Origin of the sequence: Solibacillus sp. FSL W7-1464, assembly GCF_038004425.1 — a bacterium.
In the GTDB taxonomy this organism is placed as follows: Bacteria; Bacillota; Bacilli; order Bacillales_A; family Planococcaceae; genus Solibacillus.
The window spans coordinates 583,242-601,155 of sequence record NZ_JBBORC010000001.1; the positions used below are offsets into that span (position 1 = coordinate 583,242).

Consider the following 17,914-nt stretch of genomic DNA (forward strand, 5'->3'; position numbering starts at 1 on the left):
GTTTGCAAGGGGGAATGTTTATGTTACATGATTACGATATTCAAAATGAATCCAATCTATTTTTAGCGATTGCTAAATTACTAATAAGTGTTCTATTTATATATTGTGCTGCTACGTTTATACCTGGTTTCGTAGATGAGGTGCGCATTGTTCAAGGTGAAAGCAATGACCAGTTGAAATTCCGCGTGATTGCCAACAGTTCGACAAATGCCGACCAGCTTATCAAGTATGAAGTTGTGGATACAATTCAAACGTATTTGCAAAATACACCTGAATTCTCGGAAGATATCCACAGTGTGGAAAACATGTATCAGGAAATTCAGAAAACTTACCCACAATTAAAAATTACCTATAAGTTTGGGGATAACTTAATCCCGCCGAAATGGGTGTCGGGTCATTTTTATCCGCAAAAAGAATATTATTCAGTAAATTTCATTATTGGACAAGGTCGGGGTGAAAACTGGTTCTGTGCAGTATTCCCAACGCTTTGTACGAATAATGAGCCACTGGAAAATGAACGACCGAAGTTTTACGTTGCCGAATGGTGGAAAAAATATAAGCAAAAAAATAATCCACAAAAAGCGGAAGAAGACTTACCAAATGATTTAAGTTACTAACACCTTGGGGATAGTTAAACGAAAGATATAGAGAGAGGAGGAAAAAGTAATGCACACATTTCAGTTAAATGTGGATGAATTTGTGGATAATTCAGAAAATTATACACAGGCTGTGGATTTATTAAATAACGGCGAAATAGTCGCTTTTCCGACAGAAACCGTATACGGCTTAGGTGCTGTTGCGACAAATGAACAGGCCGTGAAGAAAATTTTTGCTGCAAAAGGACGACCTTCTGATAATCCGTTGATTGTTCATATCGGAACAGTTGAAGAAGTATCGCTGTATACTACAAATATTTCAGAAGTTGCTCAAAAATGTATGGATGCTTTTTGGCCTGGTCCATTGACGCTTGTTATGCATGCAAAGCCGAATGTTTTAGCAAAGAGTGTTACGGCAGGATTAGACACGGTTGGAATTCGTATGCCAGATCATCCGGTAGCACTGGAACTTCTTCAAACATTAAAGAAACCATTAGCCGCGCCAAGTGCAAATCGCAGCGGAAAACCTAGTCCGACGAAAGCCGAACATGTATTTGAAGATTTGCAAAACATTATTCCATGTATTTTGGATGGTGGAATGACGGGGATTGGACTTGAGTCGACGGTTTTGGATGTCACGCTGGATACTCCTGTTATTTTGCGTCCGGGCGGGGTGACGAAAGAAATGCTGGAAGCGGTAATCGGACCAGTTATTGAGCCGAACCTGGAACAGCAGAAAATTGAATCGACACCAAAAGCACCTGGTATGAAATATACCCACTATGCTCCCGACGCACCTGTCTATTTAATTGAGGCAAATAAAGTAGCAATTGAAACAGTGATTGCGGAATTACAACCGGAACATAAAGTAGCCTTATTGGCACCGGAAAACTTTGAAGAAATCAAGGCAGATTATTATTTTACTTTCGGTAAAGAGCATGACCTGGAACAAATGAGTGCTTCACTCTATGATGCATTGCGTGCGTGCGATAAAACGGATGCTACCATTATTTTAGCTACGGCAACATCAAAAACGGGTGTTGGTGCAGCGATTATGAACCGTCTGGAAAAAGCGGCAGGCGGAAAATGGTACAAACTATAAAAAAATCAACCACATCTTGTAATCGGGATGTGGTTTTTGTGTATAAACAAAAGGATATTTCCCCGCCCAAAAGCATAAATTACAACAGTGCTTAGTGGAAGAGGGGAATAGATGCAAGAAATAGTTGCCGGAATCTTAATGTCGTTCGATGTCGTTGCACTGTATTTAATTGCTACAAATGTTAAGGCAAAATGGTTATTAGCTTTATGGACGGCATTTTTACATATGCTTTTTCCGTTACTTGGTTACCGCTTTGGAGAATGGCTTGCATTCTATTTAACAAACTGGGCGTCAGGACTTTCTACATTGTTATTGTTTTTTGTTGGACTGCAATTACTGCTCTCGAAGAAAGATGAAAGTTTTCCGGCAATGTCTTTACCGATAATTGCGATTTTTGCAAGTATTGACACCTTTTCAGTTAGCCTATCTTTTGGTATGCTAAATTTACAAAAATATGTTTTTGTTATTAGTGCCGGCCTATCAACTTTTATATTGTCATATGCGGCATTAGTGATAGCGCAAAAATCGCCAATTTTTAAGAATAACGCATTGAAGAAAATAGCAGGAATACTCCTGATTATCATGAGTGTAATGCTACTAAAATGGTAAATTAGAGGGTGTGAGGAACATTAATATTTATTTTATTTGTACAGGCAACACATGTAGAAGTCCTATGGCAGCAGCAATTTTAAATGCAAAAAACTGTGAAAATATTACTGTGCGTTCAGCAGGTATATATGCGCATGAAGGCAGTGACATGTCCTTGAACGCCAAGGAAATATTACACAGGAAAAATATTGCACAATCGCACCGTTCATCCCAATTTACGGTTGAAGATGCACAATGGGCGGACTTGATTTTAACGATGACTACCGCTCATAAAGAAATGGTCCTCCGGTTAGTGGGAGAAGCTGCACATAAAACGTTTACGTTAAATGAATATGTAGCAATGGAAACAGTGCTTGATATTCAAGATCCATTTGGCGGAAATCTGCAAGTATATGAACAAACATACGAGCAATTGAACGAAGCAATCAACAAGCTGGAAACTAAATTGAAATTGGAGGATAAAATTTAACATGAACTCACAGAAAAAAATCTTTAGTTTGCGCAGGAAGCTCGTATTATTTGTCGGGATACTGGCGCTGATTACCTACACTTGCAGTTTTGTATTTATTGAATACCTGCATCCAATGTTTTTTGAAAACACAAGCACAAGCGTTTTTCAGATTATTACTTATTTATTGGGAATCTTTTGGTCATGTGCATTAGCAGCTGTATTCGGTTTAGTCATTGTTCGCCCTCTACAGCAATTGGAGCGCAGTGCAAATCATGTGGCAGAGGGTAAAATCGGACAAGATGTCGAGATGCCAAAAACAAATGATGAAATTCGCTCAGTAGCAGAAGCATTCCAGACAATGGTGAATAATTTGCGCAAGATGGTAAACGGTATAGAAGACAACTATAAATCAACCGATGAAACGATTTTGAAACTATCGGAAGAAAGTATATCTGTTACGAATAACGCGGAACAAATTACAAGCAATATCAGTCAGATTTCTTTAGGGGCCGAATCTTCGGCAATTGCAATTCAGGAAACAGTAGAAGCAATTGAAGAAGTTCGCACATTAGCCGCGGAAGTGAACAATAAAGCACTACATACGGCAAGTCGCTCAAAATATCTATTAACAAACTTAACATCTACAACAGACGCAATTCATGGGGTTGTAAACAGTATTAAAAAAATCGCTACAGACAATGAAAGCTCATTAGTCAATATTCGCGAGCTAGAAAAAAATGCCGAGCAGATTGAACGGATTATAGGTTTAGTCGGCGATATTGCAGGACAAACGAACCTGCTTGCATTAAACGCATCGATTGAAGCTGCACGAGCAGGGGAGCATGGAAAAGGCTTCGCGGTTGTGGCAGAGGAAGTCCGTGGATTGGCGGATGAAAGTGCCAGCGCTGTGCAGGGGATTACAACATTGATCCACACAATGCAGCAAAATGTTTCAGTTGTAGTAAAACAGATGAACGAACAAGTGTCATTTGCGGTAAATGAATCATCGCGTGTTTCTGAAACAACGTCGGCAGTTGAAGGTATGACAAGTTCCGTTTATGAAATGGCGGAAGATGTAGTACAAATTTCAGAATTAGTCGCACAACAAATGAAAAATATCGAACATACGTCACACCAATCACAGGAAGTGGCGGCAATTGCCGAGCAAACTTCTGCAAGTGCTCAGGAAGTAACGTCCGCTTCATTGGAACAGGCCGAAGCGATCAAGCAAGTAGAAGAACTGGCAAGCAATCTAAAACAACAGTCTGCAGAGCTTTATCGGATGATCCAGCAATTCGACCGCACACAGTAGATTGGAATATACTTTTAAAATCCCCAATTGATTTATCAGCTGGGGATTTTTTGTTTTAGGAGTGCATTTCAATGAGGTTTTCTAATAAGTGGAGGAGATTAACTTATAAACTAGGTAAAGTTCTAATAAAATGCTGAACTTCTAATATAGCGGGTCGTCGTTCTAAAAAGCTGCTCTAATTGTCTAATAAAAGTTACAGATGTTCAAATAAACGGTGCCGATCTTCTAATATTCGAAGTAAATATTCTAATAAACCTTACCAGGTACCGCAAACCGTTTTAAAAACGAAAGAGCTGGGTATGGTACACTATTGTTTACAATAATTAGTCCTGGGGGGATTTATATTGAACAAAATGAAGTACTGGTTACTAATGGGTGTGCTCGTTACGGGTCTGGCTGCATGTGGAGATGCGGAGGATACGGAGACGACAGATTCAGTTGATTCAACACCATCCGAATCGACAGAATCATCAGGGGGTACGGATTCAGCTGAAACTACAGATGTCTCGGCAGGCGAAAAAGTGGCTAATGCCAGCTGTGTAGGGTGTCATGGCGGAGATTTAACAGGAGCGATGGGACCGGACTTAACGAATACATCTTTATCTAAAGAGGAAATTGTGGATGTACTAGTCAATGGTAAAGGTGCAATGCCAGCGGATACAGCAGATGGTCAAGAAGAAGCGGTAGCCGAATATATTTTATCATTACAATAACTGTTAAGGACCTGCTCAAACTGTGAGCGGTCTTTTTTATTGGAAACTAACGGCGAATAATCCTTTCAAATTAACAAACTCACGTAAAGCTGAACAATGCCAAAATTAACTGTGGAAATATATAAGGATATCACTAAAAAGTTAACAATCAACTGTAATTACACGCATAATATTCGTCTTTATGCATATATTTTGAAAGTAATGCGGAAAAGGCGTGTTATTCTTCCGGAATAAATGGTACACTGATGGTGAATATAATAAGAAACAAAATCAAGGCAGGAGGGATTTTCATGAGAATTGCAATTTCTTCAGATCACGGCGGAAATAATTTACGTAAAGAGATTATGTCACTACTTGATGAAATGTCAATCAGCTATGAAGACTTTGGTCCACAAACGGACGAGTCAGTAGATTATCCGGACTATGCACGTCCAGTAGCTGAGCGGGTAGCTGCTGGGGAATTTGACAGAGGAATTTTAATTTGCGGGACTGGAATTGGGATTTCGATTGCTGCAAACAAATTTAAAGGGATTCGCTGTGCACTTGTACATGACGTGTTCTCGGCAAAAGCGACACGTTGCCACAATGACTCAAACGTTTTAGCAATGGGTGAGCGTGTAATCGGTCCCGGGCTGGCGCGTGAGATTGTTGCAACTTGGCTGGATACACAATTTGAAGGCGGTCGTCATATTCGCCGTGTTGAAAAGATTACTGAAATTGAAGAAGGGTAACAGATGGTGACTCAATGACAAACTTACACGATTTGCAAAAAGATTTAGCGCAAGCATTATCAGAATTTGAGCAACAAGTGAAGTTTTCTGAAGATCAGCTATTTGTCATCGGCTGTTCCACATCGGAAGTGATGGGTGAGAAGATTGGAACAGCCGGTGCACTCGATGTAGCGCAAGTTCTATACAAAGAATTTTCAATATTCGCGCAAAGACATAAAATTCACTTAGTTTTCCAAGGCTGCGAGCATATTAACCGAGCTTTAACACTCGAGGCCGCAGTCGCTAAAATGTACCATTTAGAACCTGTTTCGGTCATTCCGGTCCGTACAGCAGGTGGCTCCATGTCTGCATACGCCTTTACACAGATGAATGAACCTGTAATTGTGGAAACCATCCAGGCACATTACGGGATCGATATCGGACAAACATTAATCGGCATGCATTTAAAAGCAGTTGCTGTACCTTTACGAACATCTGTTAAGCAATTAGGCAATGCAGTCATTACGTTAGCGACAACACGTCCGAAACTTATTGGTGGAGAACGTGCGCAATATACCGTAACACCTTAACGTTACATATATCAATTTGAATTGGAAACTCCGATCGATTCGGAAGTACATTTAGGGGGATTTGAAAATGGCATTTGAAAAATTAGCAGGACAAGACAAGGCAATTTTAGACTCGATTTTATTAGAGAAAAAACGTCAAAACACAAACATCGAACTAATCGCATCAGAAAACTTCGTATCGGAAGCTGTCATGGAAGCACAAGGTTCATACTTAACAAATAAATATGCTGAAGGTTACCCTGGCAAACGCTATTATGGCGGTTGTGAACATGTAGACGTAGTGGAAAACATTGCGCGTGACCGTGCAAAGGAATTATTTGGCGCAGCATATGTTAACGTTCAGCCACACTCAGGTGCACAGGCAAATATGGCGGTTTACCATACAATTTTAAAACCGGGTGATACAGTACTTGGTATGAACTTATCGCACGGTGGTCACTTAACACATGGTTCTCCGGTAAACTTCTCTGGTATTCTTTATAATTTCGTGGAATACGGTGTAACTGAAGATACAAACTTAATCGATTATGAAGATGTTCGCCAAAAAGCATTGGAATCGAAGCCAAAGTTAATCGTTGCTGGTGCATCAGCTTATCCCCGTGCGATCGACTTTACAAAGTTCCGTGAAATCGCTGATGAAGTCGGTGCATATTTCATGGTTGATATGGCGCATATTGCCGGTCTGGTAGCAGCAGGCGAGCATCAAAATCCGGTACCGTACGCAGATTTCGTAACGACAACAACTCATAAAACTTTACGTGGCCCTCGTGGCGGTATGATTTTAACAAAAGACGAAAAATGGGAAAAAGAATTAAATAAATCAGTATTCCCAGGTATTCAAGGCGGTCCTTTAATGCATGTCATCGCTGCCAAAGCAGTATCATTCGGTGAAGCATTACAACCGGAATTCAAAGAGTACGCTAAACAAATTAAAGCTAATGCAGCTGCGCTTGCAAAATCTTTAATGGATGAAGGTGTTGAAATCGTATCAGGCGGTACTGACAACCACTTACTTCTATTAAATGTGAAATCTTTAGGGTTAACGGGTAAAGTGGCGGAGCATGTATTGGATGAAGTGGCAATTACAACTAATAAAAACACAATTCCATTCGACACAGAATCACCATTCGTAACATCCGGTATTCGTGTAGGTACAGCAGCTGTTACTTCTCGCGGTTTCAAAGAAGAAGATGTAATTGAAGTTGGTAAAATCATCGCTTCAGTTCTTAAAAATCATGAAGATGCAGCGGTAAAAGAAGAGGCACGCAAACGTGTCGAAGCTCTTACAGCGAAATATCCTTTATACGCATAATTGAGCATTAACCTTTCTATTTGCAGATTTGTAGATAGAAAGGTTTTTTTAGTATAGTAAATAGCGCATAGATAGACAACTATAAGCGAATGCTAGTGTAGAATACTTTTGTTCTTTAATAACTTTATAAAAAAAAGGGCGATTTTTAAAACATTCCCGTCATAGTTTTCGTTGACTTTATTTTCTGTTATACTAATTTAGATAAACAACAGTTAGGAGATGTCAACGTGAGTAAAGTATACGTATTTGACCACCCATTAATCCAACATAAGTTAACTTATATTCGAGATAAAGAAACGGGAACAAAAGAATTTCGGGAGTTAGTTGATGAAGTAGCTACGTTAATGGCTTTTGAAATTACTCGTGATTTACCGCTGGAAGAAATTGAAGTGCATACACCTGTGACGAAGGCAAAAGCAAAAGTATTATCAGGGAAGAAAATGGCGATCGTCCCAATTTTACGTGCAGGTATCGGAATGGTAGATGGCGTATTAAAATTGATCCCTGCTGCTAAAGTAGGTCATATTGGTCTTTACCGTGATCCGGAAACATTAAAGCCGGTGGAATATTATGCAAAACTTCCTGCAGATGTTGAAGAGCGTGACTTCATTATTGTAGACCCGATGTTAGCAACAGGTGGTTCAGCTGTTGAAGCGATTAATTCACTGAAAAAGCGCGGCGCTAAAAGCATTAAATTTATGTGTCTGATCGCAGCTCCAGAAGGTGTGGAAGAAATCCAAAAAAATCACTCAGACGTAGATATTTACATCGCATCTCTAGATGAAAAATTAAATGATCATGGCTATATCGTACCAGGCTTGGGTGATGCCGGGGATCGTTTATTCGGAACAAAATAATAAATAAACGAGACGCCCGTAAGCAGTTGCGGGCGTTTTCTTTTAAAGCGGCAAGTCCCTAAATGCTTGCAGAAAATAATTGAAATTACAGATTGGACAAGGAGAAGAATGATGACGAAGAAGTTTAAAGTTATGACGATTTTTGGAACACGGCCGGAAGCTATTAAAATGGCGCCGCTAGTGCTGGAACTGGAAAAGCATCCTGAACAAATTGAATCGATTGTTACTGTAACGGCTCAGCACCGTCAAATGCTTGACCAAGTATTGGAAACATTTAAAATTACACCGGATTATGATTTGAATATTATGAAAGACCGTCAAACATTGGTAGATGTAGCGACGAATGCACTTTTAGGGCTTGACCGTGTAATGAAAGAAGCGAAACCTGATATCGTGCTGGTACATGGTGATACGGCGACGACTTTTGTCGGAAGTCTTGCCGCTTTCTACAACCAGATTGCGATCGGTCATGTTGAAGCAGGACTGCGCACAGGTCAAAAATATTCACCTTATCCTGAAGAGATGAACCGTCAGTTAACAGGTGTAATGGCAGATCTGCATTTTTCGCCAACTGAGCAATCACGTGCAAATCTGTTAAAAGAAAACAAACCGGCAGAAGCGATTTTCGTGACGGGTAACACAGCAATAGATGCATTAAAAACAACAGTAAGTGACCATTACACACATCCGGTAATTGAGAAGATGGGCTCTGATCGCATGATTTTATTGACAGCACACCGTCGTGAAAATCTGGGTGAGCCAATGCGTAATATGTTCCGTGCAATTATGCGCTTGTTGAATGAGCATGACGATGTTCAGGTTGTTTACCCGGTGCATATGAATCCGGCTGTTCGCGAAGTAGCAAATGAAATTTTAGGGGACAATCCGCGTGTTCATTTAATTGAACCGTTGGAAGTATTTGATTTCCACAATTTCGCAGCCCGCTCTTACATGATTTTAACGGATTCTGGCGGTGTTCAAGAAGAAGCACCATCTCTAGGAAAGCCGGTGCTCGTATTACGTGATACGACTGAGCGCCCTGAAGGTATTGAAGCAGGCACATTAAAGCTGGCGGGTACCGATGAAGAAGTTATTTACAAAATGGCCAAAGAATTATTGATAAATCAAGAAGCATATGAAGCGATGGCACATGCATCGAATCCATATGGTGATGGGTATGCATCGGAACGTATTGTGGAAGCTTTACTGCAATTTGCTCAAAAAAAAGTAGTAGAGGAAATTATCGATAAAGCAGAAACGCGATAATCCAAAATTTAACTGAAATTCACTTAAAAAAGAGTTTGACAGCTGGAGATAACATTTATCTCCCGTTGTCAAGTATTAAATTCATAATTATTGCCGAAAACTTTTTTCTTGGATATTAAAAAAGAATCGAGATGGAAAAAACGCATTAAATAGCGAATTTTAGCGTTAGTGAAAAAATGCAAAAAATATTTATGCATAACTATACACAAATTTGTCAACAATTTGACAAGGAATGTATCTATGTGAAGTTTTTCACCATTACTAATTGACATCAAAAACCCCCTATTGTATGCTTACAAAGGGTAAGAATGATAAGAGTTTCGCCTAGTCAAAAGACGTTGAAACGCTTGTTATATCAAGTTTCTACTAGATTGACAGTTGAAACGAAACTCGTCAATTTGCAACGTTCTATGCGCCTGGATGAAGTCCGTTAAGATTAAGAGACATTTAGAAGTATGAAATGAATGTTCACTATGGAATTTTCCTGACGTGAAAATTATTTACTACTTGTAACGGCCTCTAATTTTGTAGTGCATTTACTACGTTTTAAATTCATTTAATGGTCGATGAACACTTTCTTTACTCGAAAAAAGTTTCAGGAGATTAACTGCCAATGCTAAATTTGCATCACGTTTTTGCAATGCAGAAGAAAGCGTTCTTTTTTTTGCTTGCTGTTTGTGCGTTAGGCTGGGGATTTTCACCATATGATTCGATGTTTGCTGGTATAGCCCTGGGTGCGTTCTTTGGTACGTATAATTTTTGGATTTTACTTCGACGTATGGAAAAATTTGACCGTTCCATTAGTGAAGGGACAAAAGTAGCATCTATCGGTACAGCGCTTCGCTTTGGATCAGGTGTTGCCGCAGTCGCAATCGCAATATCGTTGCCACAATATTTTCACTTAATAAGCACGGTCATTGGGCTGATGATTCCGTACATCTTTTTAGTAGTAGAAAGAGTAGTACATCATATAAAAAGCCACTAAGGTGCATTTGAAAGAGAGGTGAATGCAAAAATGGATCATACAGCTCCAGAGCTACATTTGGATTTAGGCTTTATGACGCTTACTTTCAACTTATCTACAGTACTAACTCTCTTAGTAGCTGCAGTCATCGTATTTTTAATCGCGTTTGTTTCAACACGTACACTTGCGTTAAAACCGACTGGTATGCAGAACTTCATGGAATGGATTATGGATTTCGTGAAAAATATTATTAAGAGTAACATGGACTGGAAAACTGGTGGACGCTTCCACATTCTGGGGATTACATTAATCATGTTCATTGCAGTGTCCAACTTACTTGGATTACCAATGGGTGGTATTTTGTACGGCAGTGATTTATGGTGGAAATCACCAACAGCCGATCCAGTCGTAACAATGACATTAGCGTCGATGGTTCTAGTATTAACACAGTATTACGGTGTGAAAATGCAAGGTACTGGCGGTTATGCTAAAACATTCTTCCAACCAATGTCATTTATGTTCCCGCTAAAAGTTATTGAAGAGTTTGCAAATACGTTAACTCTAGGTCTACGTCTTTACGGTAACATTTACGCCGGTGAGATTTTACTAACGTTACTAACTGGTTTAGCAGTTTCAAGTGCGTTTGGTTTCTTCGGTGCAATCGTACCAATGATGGCGTGGATGGGATTCTCGATTTTCATCGGGTTTATCCAAGCTTTCATTTTCACAATGTTAACGATGGTATACATGGCTCACAAAGTGAGTACAGACCATTAATTATAAGTTTCCGCATTCAATGTAGTGCGGTAATTTGAACCAAAAAAAATTACAACATCCAAGGAGGATATTATCAAATGGTAGGTTCAGTAGGTTTATTAGCAGCAGCAATCGCAATCGGTTTAGCAGCACTAGGTGCAGGTATTGGTAACGGTTTAATCGTTTCAAAAACAGTAGAAGGTATCGCTCGTCAACCAGAAGCACGTGGCGCACTTCAAACTACAATGTTCATCGGGGTAGCGTTAGTAGAAGCATTACCGATCATCGCAGTAGTAATCGCATTCATCGTAATGAACCAATAGTCTTAATTTTCATTTACATGAAAATTAGCCTCTGGCAGATGTCACAGATTTTTTAAAGGAACAATGAAATCAGCCTAAATACGTCACATCGTGTGACGACGGCTGACTGACCCACGTCCTGTGGGCCTAAAAAATCTGGACACAATTATGCCAAGGCACAATTGATTAAGATTATTAAAATCCAGTGGCGAAGTAGACTTCATTTGAAACCCTTCGCCATTCGTTTTGTGTAAAGAAGAAATACCCTTTTTTATTTAATATTAAATATGAACAAAAAGTATGACAAAATATAGATTTTATTCAAGCTCTTGAAGGGAGTGAAACAATCGTGTTTTTAGACTATCTTGTACTAGGTGCAGGTAACACTGGCATTAACTTAGGTGATGCTATTGCTACATTAGTGATTTTCTTAGGTTTAATGGCACTTCTTAAAAAGTTCGCTTGGGGTCCTTTAATGGGTATCATGCGCGAGCGTGAAGAGTTAGTTGCGAGCGGTATCGATGCAGCTGAAAAAGCTAAAAAAGAAACACAAGCACTATTAGAAGAACAAAAGAGCCTTCTTAAGGAAGCTCGCACAGAAGCGCAATCAATTATTGAGAACGCTAAAAAGCAAGGCGAAGCAACTCGCGAGGAAATCGTGGTAACTGCACGCGCTGAAGCGAACCGTCTAAAAGAATCTGCTGTTCGTGATATCGAAGCAGAAAGAGAAAAAGCAATCGCTGCTGTACGTGAAGAAGTAGTTTCATTATCAGTACTTGCTGCATCTAAAGTTCTTGGGAAAGAAATTTCTGAAGCAGACAATAGCGCACTAATTAAAGAAACGATTGCGAAGGCAGGCGAAGCGAAATGAGTCAATCGACTGTAGCAAATCGCTATGCTCAAGCAATGTATGAACTAGCATTAAGCAAAAACCTTCTTGCTGAAGTAGGTGCAGATTTACGTGAGATCAAAACAGTAGTGGCTACAAACAAAGAGTTTATGGCTTTACTAACTGCTCCGAAAATTTCTACTGACCGTAAGAAAGAGCTTATCGCTCAAATTTTAACGGGTGCACAGCCTATCGTTGTAAATATGATTCAATTCTTAATTGAAAAGAAACGTTTAAGCGAATTAACAGCTGTAGCAGACCAATATCAAGCATTATCAGCTGCCGCTCAAGGTACTGCAGATGCAAAAGTTTACTCGACGCGTGAATTAACAGATGGCGAGCGTGCAGAAATTTCTGCTGCATTCGGCAAGTTAGTCGGCAAAGGGCAACTTAATATTACAAACATTATCGATGCGTCATTAATTGGTGGCGTACGCGTTCAAATCGGCAACTACATTTTCGACAGCACTGTAGCGTCTAAGCTAGAGGACTTAAAACGAGTATTAGTTGGCTAAATCTTAAGAAATGTGAGAGGTGAACATACATGGGCATCAAAGCTGAAGAAATCAGCAGTCTGATTAAACAGCAGATTGAAGGTTATCAATCGGAATTAAAAGTAAGCGAAGTAGGTACAGTTATCACTGTTGGTGACGGTATCGCTCGTGCTCATGGCCTCGACAACGCCATGGCTGGAGAGCTTTTAGAGTTCTCAAACGGTGTTATGGGTATGGCACAAAACCTAGAAGAAGGTAACGTTGGTATCGTAATTTTAGGAGACTACCTAGGCATCAAAGAAGGCGATGAGGTTCGTCGTACAGGTCGTATTATGGAAGTACCAGTTGGTGAAGCACTAATTGGCCGTGTTGTAAACCCACTTGGTATGCCAGTGGATGGATTAGGTCCAATCAACACAACAAAATCTCGTCCAATCGAAAGTCCAGCTTTCGGTGTAATGGCACGTAAATCAGTACATGAGCCATTACAAACAGGTATCAAAGCGATCGACGCTTTAGTACCAATCGGTCGTGGTCAACGTGAGTTAATCATCGGTGACCGTCAAGTTGGTAAAACATCAGTAGCGATCGATACAATCTTAAACCAACAAGGCGAAGATATGATTTGTATCTACGTTGCAATTGGTCAAAAAGAATCAACTGTACGTAACGTAGTTGAAACTTTCCGTAAACACGGTGCATTAGATTACACAATCGTTGTAACAGCTTCTGCATCACAACCAGCTCCATTACTATACCTTGCTCCTTTCGCAGGTGTATCTATGGCAGAAGAATTCATGTTAGATGGTAAGCACGTATTAATCGTGTATGATGACTTAACTAAACAAGCATCAGCATACCGTGAACTTTCACTTCTTCTACGCCGTCCTCCAGGTCGCGAAGCTTATCCTGGTGACGTGTTCTACTTACACAGCCGTCTACTTGAGCGTGCTGCGAAGTTAAACGAAACATACAAAAACGGTTCGATTACAGCGCTTCCATTCGTAGAAACGCAAGCGGGCGATATCTCTGCATATATCCCAACAAACGTAATCTCAATCACAGATGGTCAAATCTTCTTACAATCTGACTTATTCAACTCTGGTGTACGTCCTGCGATCAACGCTGGTTTATCAGTATCACGTGTAGGTGGTTCTGCTCAAATCAAAGCGATGAAAAAAGTAGCTGGTACATTACGTCTTGACTTAGCAGCATTCCGTGAGTTAGAGTCATTCGCTCAGTTCGGATCTGACTTAGACGCAATCACACTTGCTAAATTAGAGCGTGGTAAACGTACTGTTGAAGTTTTAAAACAAGACTTAAACAAACCACTTAAAGTTGAAAAACAAGTTGCGATCCTTTATGCATTAACTAAAGGTCACTTAGATGATATTCCAGTACAAGACATCGTTCGTTTCGAAAACGAATTCTTAAGCTGGTTAGATACAAACCACACAAATGTTTTAGATCATGTTCGTACAACTAAAGAACTTGCTCCAGACGCAGAGTATGTTGAAGCTATTAATGCGTTCAAAAAAACTTTCGCTAAATCTGAGTAAGAATTGAACGGTTTTTCACGCACATTATTGTCGCGTGAAAAACTGGACAACTCTTTTTTAATAAGAGCTTGATAAAAATCTAAAGGTGGTGAAATACCAGTGGTAAACTTACGCGAAATTAAAGGTCGTATTAACTCTACAAAGTCAACGAAACAAATTACGAAAGCGATGCAGATGGTTTCTTCTTCAAAGTTACGTCGTGCAGAGCAAAATGCTAAGTCTTACGTTCCATACATGGAAAAAATCCAGGACGTAGTAGGCGCAATTGCAACAGGTACTAAAGATAGCGGACATCCAATGTTAACTTCTCGTCCTGTTAAGAAAACAGCTTACTTAGTCATCGGTTCTGACCGTGGTTTAGCAGGTGCTTACAACTCAAGCATCTTACGTGAAGTACAAAGCACTATTGATAAACGTCACAAGTCTAAAGATGAGTACGTAGTTTTAGTAGTAGGTCGTGTTGTTCGTGATTACTTTGTAAAGCGTGGACACAATGTTATCGCAGATGTCGTTGCTCTTCCGGACCAACCATCATTTGCTGATATTAAAGAAATCGCTCGTAATGCTGTTGGTATGTTCATTGATGGTACGTATGATGAACTTTATATGTACTACAATCACTTCGTATCTGCAATTCAAAACGAAGTGACTGTGAAAAAAGTTCTTCCTTTAACTGATATTGCACCTTCTTCAAGCAATGCTTCTTATGAGTTTGAGCCATCAGGCGAAGCGATTTTAGAAGTATTACTTCCACAATATGCGGAAAGCTTAATTTACGGCGCTTTATTAGACGGAAAAGCGAGTGAACATTCAGCGCGTATGACAGCAATGAAAAACGCTACAGACAATGCAAACGATCTTATTGCAGACCTTTCTCTACAATATAACCGTGCACGTCAAGCGGCGATTACACAAGAAATTACAGAAATCGTTGGTGGAGCAGCTGCCTTAGAATAGGGCACGCTCACCAATGTCGTATAAGAATACGATAGGAGGGTACAAAGTAATGAACAAAGGACACGTTCTTCAAGTAATGGGTCCAGTAGTAGACGTAAAGTTTGCTAATGGTCAATTACCAGACATTTATAACGCATTAACAGTTACAATTGAACGTCCTAACGAAGCACCGACTACTCTTGCATTAGAAGTAGCGCTTCACTTAGGTGACGATTCTGTTCGTACAATTGCCATGTCATCTACTGATGGTTTACAACGTGGAGCAGAAGTAACAAACTCAGGAGCACCAATCTCGGTACCAGTTGGTGAAGCTACATTAGGTCGCGTATTTAACGTACTTGGTGAAGTTATCGACTTAGGTGAAGAAATTCCTGCTGATGTTCGTCGTGATTCTATTCACCGCGAAGCTCCAACATTCGATCAATTATCAACTACTGTAGAAATCCTTGAAACAGGTATCAAAGTAGTAGACTTATTAGCACCATACATCAAAGGTGGTAAAATCGGTCTATTCGGTGGTGCCGGCGTAGGTAAAACAGTATTAATCCAAGAATTAATCAACAACATCGCACAAGAGCACGCAGGTATTTCTGTATTCGCAGGTGTAGGTGAGCGTACTCGTGAGGGTAACGACCTATTCTTCGAGATGACAGATTCAGGCGTAATCAAACAAACTGCGATGGTATTCGGTCAAATGAACGAGCCACCTGGAGCACGTATGCGCGTAGCTTTAACTGGTTTAACAATGGCTGAGTTCTTCCGTGATGAGCAAGGTGCAGACGTACTTTTATTCATCGACAACATTTTCCGTTTCACACAAGCAGGTTCTGAGGTTTCTGCCCTATTAGGTCGTATGCCTTCAGCGGTAGGTTACCAACCAACACTTGCTACAGAAATGGGTAAATTACAAGAACGTATCACATCTACTACAAAAGGTTCTGTAACTTCGATCCAAGCGATTTACGTACCAGCCGATGACTATACTGACCCGGCTCCGGCTACAACTTTCGCCCACTTAGATGCAACAACTAACCTTGAGCGTAAATTATCTGAGATGGGTATCTATCCAGCGGTAGACCCATTAGCTTCGACTTCTCGTGCATTGTCACCGGAGATCGTTGGACCAGAACACTATGCAATCGCAACTGGTGTTCAACGTACAATCCAACGTTACCGTGAATTACAAGATATCATTGCTATCTTAGGTATGGATGAGTTATCTGATGAAGATAAACAAACTGTAGAACGTGCTCGTCGTATCCAGTTCTTCTTATCTCAAAACTTCCACGTAGCGGAGCAATTCACTGGTCAAAAAGGTTCTTATGTACCTGTTAAAGAAACTGTTCGTTCATTCAAGGAAATCCTTGATGGCAAATGGGATCACTTACCAGAAGATGCTTTCCGTCTAGTTGGTTCTATTGATGAAGTAATAGCGAAAGCTAAAGAAATGGGCGTACAAGTCTAATTAGCTGACGAGGAGGAAAAAATATGAAGACAGTAACAGTCAATATTGTCACTCCCGACGGCTCAGTATACGATTCAGAAGTAACGATGGTAATCGCTAAAACGACTTCAGGTGAAATTGGTGTCTTAGCTGGCCATATTCCTATGGTTGCTCCACTTACAATTGGTTCTGTGAAGCTTAAAAAAGCAGACGGCACTACAGATGTCGCAGCGGTTAGCGGTGGTTTCATTGAAGTTCGCCCTGAAAAAATCTCGATTTTAGCTCCTTCTGCAGAAGTTGCTTCTACGATCGATGTTGCCCGTGCTAAAGAAGCTTTAGCTCGTGCTGAAGGTCGCCTTCAAAAGAAACAAGATGACATCGATTTCAATCGTGCGGAATTATCTTTAAAACGTGCGATGAATCGTATCAATGTTCATGAGGGTAATATCTAATGTTTACAAGCGGGCAGATTCTTTCTGCCCGTTTTTTTTATAGACATGAAAAATTATATGATGATAAATTTTCAAAAAAATGAATCGCAATCACTTTGGTAGTCTGTTAAAAAGGAGAGAGGAAAATGGATTTATATGTCGAGGCTGGCCAACAAGCAATCGTTAATGTGTTAGCATATATTATATTTATAGGAATTGCCCTTTATGCATTACAAGGCTTAAGAATCGAACAATTATTTAAAAAAGGTAAAACTTTTCAAATTCAGCTCTTTTATATTTTGTCGAGTATTGTAATTGGTTCAATTGTTGCGGACTTCTTTTTAAACTTTTTAAACTGGTCGCAAACGATTCCCTATATCTTTAACTAAAACAGGAAATAATTATTGTTTTATTTCTTGTAAAGGGGAATAAACGTTTGTTTTTCACTACAAGAAATAAAATTTCCTAGGAAATATTTGAGGTTTGTAAAGTTACATGATTTGGGTAGTTATTTAAAGAAGATACTTTTATGTGAAAATTTGTCTATTCACACTAAATAGTTGCGCTGCGTATTATAATTTAATAGCCTTTTCAAACAAA

21 protein-coding genes are annotated in these 17,914 nt (G+C 39.8%); all 21 read left to right on the forward strand.

The window, feature by feature from the left end; all coding sequences use genetic code 11:
• Window positions 1-20 precede the first annotated feature (20 nt).
• The 21 genes from MKZ25_RS02895 (at window position 21) to MKZ25_RS02995 (ending at window position 17,703) form a co-directional block, all read left to right on the forward strand.
• Window positions 21-617, forward strand: a complete 597-nt coding sequence (locus tag MKZ25_RS02895; RefSeq protein WP_340800058.1) for a stage II sporulation protein R — start codon at window positions 21-23, stop codon at window positions 615-617.
• A gap of 49 nt (window positions 618-666) precedes the next feature.
• Window positions 667-1,698: an L-threonylcarbamoyladenylate synthase gene (locus MKZ25_RS02900; RefSeq protein ID WP_340800059.1), complete on the forward strand. Its 1,032-nt coding sequence runs from the start codon at window positions 667-669 to the stop codon at window positions 1,696-1,698.
• 111 nt (window positions 1,699-1,809) lie between these two features.
• The gene (locus MKZ25_RS02905) at window positions 1,810-2,307 is read left to right on the forward strand and encodes a manganese efflux pump (RefSeq protein WP_340800060.1); all 498 of its coding nucleotides are present in this window, start codon (window positions 1,810-1,812) and stop codon (window positions 2,305-2,307) included.
• Between the two features lie 19 nt (window positions 2,308-2,326).
• On the forward strand, window positions 2,327-2,776 hold the full coding sequence (locus tag MKZ25_RS02910; RefSeq protein WP_340802960.1) for a low molecular weight protein arginine phosphatase: 450 nt from the start codon (window positions 2,327-2,329) through the stop codon (window positions 2,774-2,776).
• Between the two features lies 1 nt (window position 2,777).
• The gene (locus MKZ25_RS02915; RefSeq protein ID WP_340800061.1) at window positions 2,778-4,070 is read left to right on the forward strand and encodes a methyl-accepting chemotaxis protein; all 1,293 of its coding nucleotides are present in this window, start codon (window positions 2,778-2,780) and stop codon (window positions 4,068-4,070) included.
• A 353-nt stretch (window positions 4,071-4,423) separates the two neighbouring features.
• Entirely contained in the window at window positions 4,424-4,783 is a 360-nt protein-coding gene (locus MKZ25_RS02920; RefSeq protein ID WP_340802961.1) for a c-type cytochrome, read from the forward strand.
• Between the two features lie 290 nt (window positions 4,784-5,073).
• Window positions 5,074-5,514 (forward strand): ribose 5-phosphate isomerase B, encoded by a 441-nt coding sequence (rpiB, locus tag MKZ25_RS02925; protein WP_008404461.1) that lies wholly within the window; start codon window positions 5,074-5,076, stop codon window positions 5,512-5,514.
• 14 nt (window positions 5,515-5,528) lie between these two features.
• Window positions 5,529-6,083 carry a TIGR01440 family protein gene (locus MKZ25_RS02930; protein WP_340800062.1) on the forward strand — a complete coding sequence of 185 codons (555 nt, stop codon included), beginning with the start codon at window positions 5,529-5,531 and terminating at the stop codon, window positions 6,081-6,083.
• Window positions 6,084-6,150: 67 nt separating this feature from the next.
• On the forward strand, window positions 6,151-7,395 hold the full coding sequence (gene glyA / locus MKZ25_RS02935; RefSeq protein ID WP_340800063.1) for a serine hydroxymethyltransferase: 1,245 nt from the start codon (window positions 6,151-6,153) through the stop codon (window positions 7,393-7,395).
• Window positions 7,396-7,622: 227 nt separating this feature from the next.
• A complete protein-coding gene (gene upp / locus MKZ25_RS02940; protein ID WP_340800064.1) occupies window positions 7,623-8,252 on the forward strand; it encodes a uracil phosphoribosyltransferase in 630 nt (209 codons plus the stop codon).
• Between the two features lie 111 nt (window positions 8,253-8,363).
• A complete protein-coding gene (gene wecB, locus MKZ25_RS02945) occupies window positions 8,364-9,518 on the forward strand; it encodes a non-hydrolyzing UDP-N-acetylglucosamine 2-epimerase (protein WP_340800065.1) in 1,155 nt (384 codons plus the stop codon).
• A 613-nt stretch (window positions 9,519-10,131) separates the two neighbouring features.
• Window positions 10,132-10,503, forward strand: a complete 372-nt coding sequence (locus MKZ25_RS02950) for an ATP synthase subunit I (RefSeq protein WP_340800066.1) — start codon at window positions 10,132-10,134, stop codon at window positions 10,501-10,503.
• A 30-nt stretch (window positions 10,504-10,533) separates the two neighbouring features.
• Window positions 10,534-11,259, forward strand: a complete 726-nt coding sequence (atpB, locus tag MKZ25_RS02955) for a F0F1 ATP synthase subunit A (protein ID WP_340717298.1) — start codon at window positions 10,534-10,536, stop codon at window positions 11,257-11,259.
• A 77-nt stretch (window positions 11,260-11,336) separates the two neighbouring features.
• Entirely contained in the window at window positions 11,337-11,561 is a 225-nt protein-coding gene (atpE, locus tag MKZ25_RS02960) for a F0F1 ATP synthase subunit C (protein WP_008404451.1), read from the forward strand.
• A gap of 328 nt (window positions 11,562-11,889) precedes the next feature.
• Window positions 11,890-12,411 carry a F0F1 ATP synthase subunit B gene (atpF, locus tag MKZ25_RS02965; protein WP_340800067.1) on the forward strand — a complete coding sequence of 174 codons (522 nt, stop codon included), beginning with the start codon at window positions 11,890-11,892 and terminating at the stop codon, window positions 12,409-12,411.
• The gene (locus MKZ25_RS02970; RefSeq protein ID WP_340800068.1) at window positions 12,408-12,944 is read left to right on the forward strand and encodes a F0F1 ATP synthase subunit delta; all 537 of its coding nucleotides are present in this window, start codon (window positions 12,408-12,410) and stop codon (window positions 12,942-12,944) included. The genes atpF and MKZ25_RS02970 overlap by 4 nt, the downstream gene beginning before the upstream one ends.
• A gap of 29 nt (window positions 12,945-12,973) precedes the next feature.
• Window positions 12,974-14,482, forward strand: a complete 1,509-nt coding sequence (atpA, locus tag MKZ25_RS02975) for a F0F1 ATP synthase subunit alpha (protein ID WP_008404448.1) — start codon at window positions 12,974-12,976, stop codon at window positions 14,480-14,482.
• Between the two features lie 99 nt (window positions 14,483-14,581).
• A complete protein-coding gene (gene atpG, locus MKZ25_RS02980) occupies window positions 14,582-15,439 on the forward strand; it encodes an ATP synthase F1 subunit gamma (RefSeq protein ID WP_340800069.1) in 858 nt (285 codons plus the stop codon).
• Window positions 15,440-15,488: 49 nt separating this feature from the next.
• Window positions 15,489-16,904, forward strand: coding sequence for a F0F1 ATP synthase subunit beta (gene atpD / locus MKZ25_RS02985; protein WP_340800070.1), 1,416 nt, complete (start codon window positions 15,489-15,491; stop codon window positions 16,902-16,904).
• Window positions 16,905-16,927: 23 nt separating this feature from the next.
• Complete coding sequence (locus MKZ25_RS02990; RefSeq protein WP_340800071.1) at window positions 16,928-17,335, forward strand: F0F1 ATP synthase subunit epsilon; 408 nt, start codon at window positions 16,928-16,930, stop codon at window positions 17,333-17,335.
• 125 nt (window positions 17,336-17,460) lie between these two features.
• The gene (locus MKZ25_RS02995; RefSeq protein WP_340800072.1) at window positions 17,461-17,703 is read left to right on the forward strand and encodes a DUF1146 family protein; all 243 of its coding nucleotides are present in this window, start codon (window positions 17,461-17,463) and stop codon (window positions 17,701-17,703) included.
• The last annotated feature ends 211 nt before the right edge of the window (window positions 17,704-17,914 follow it).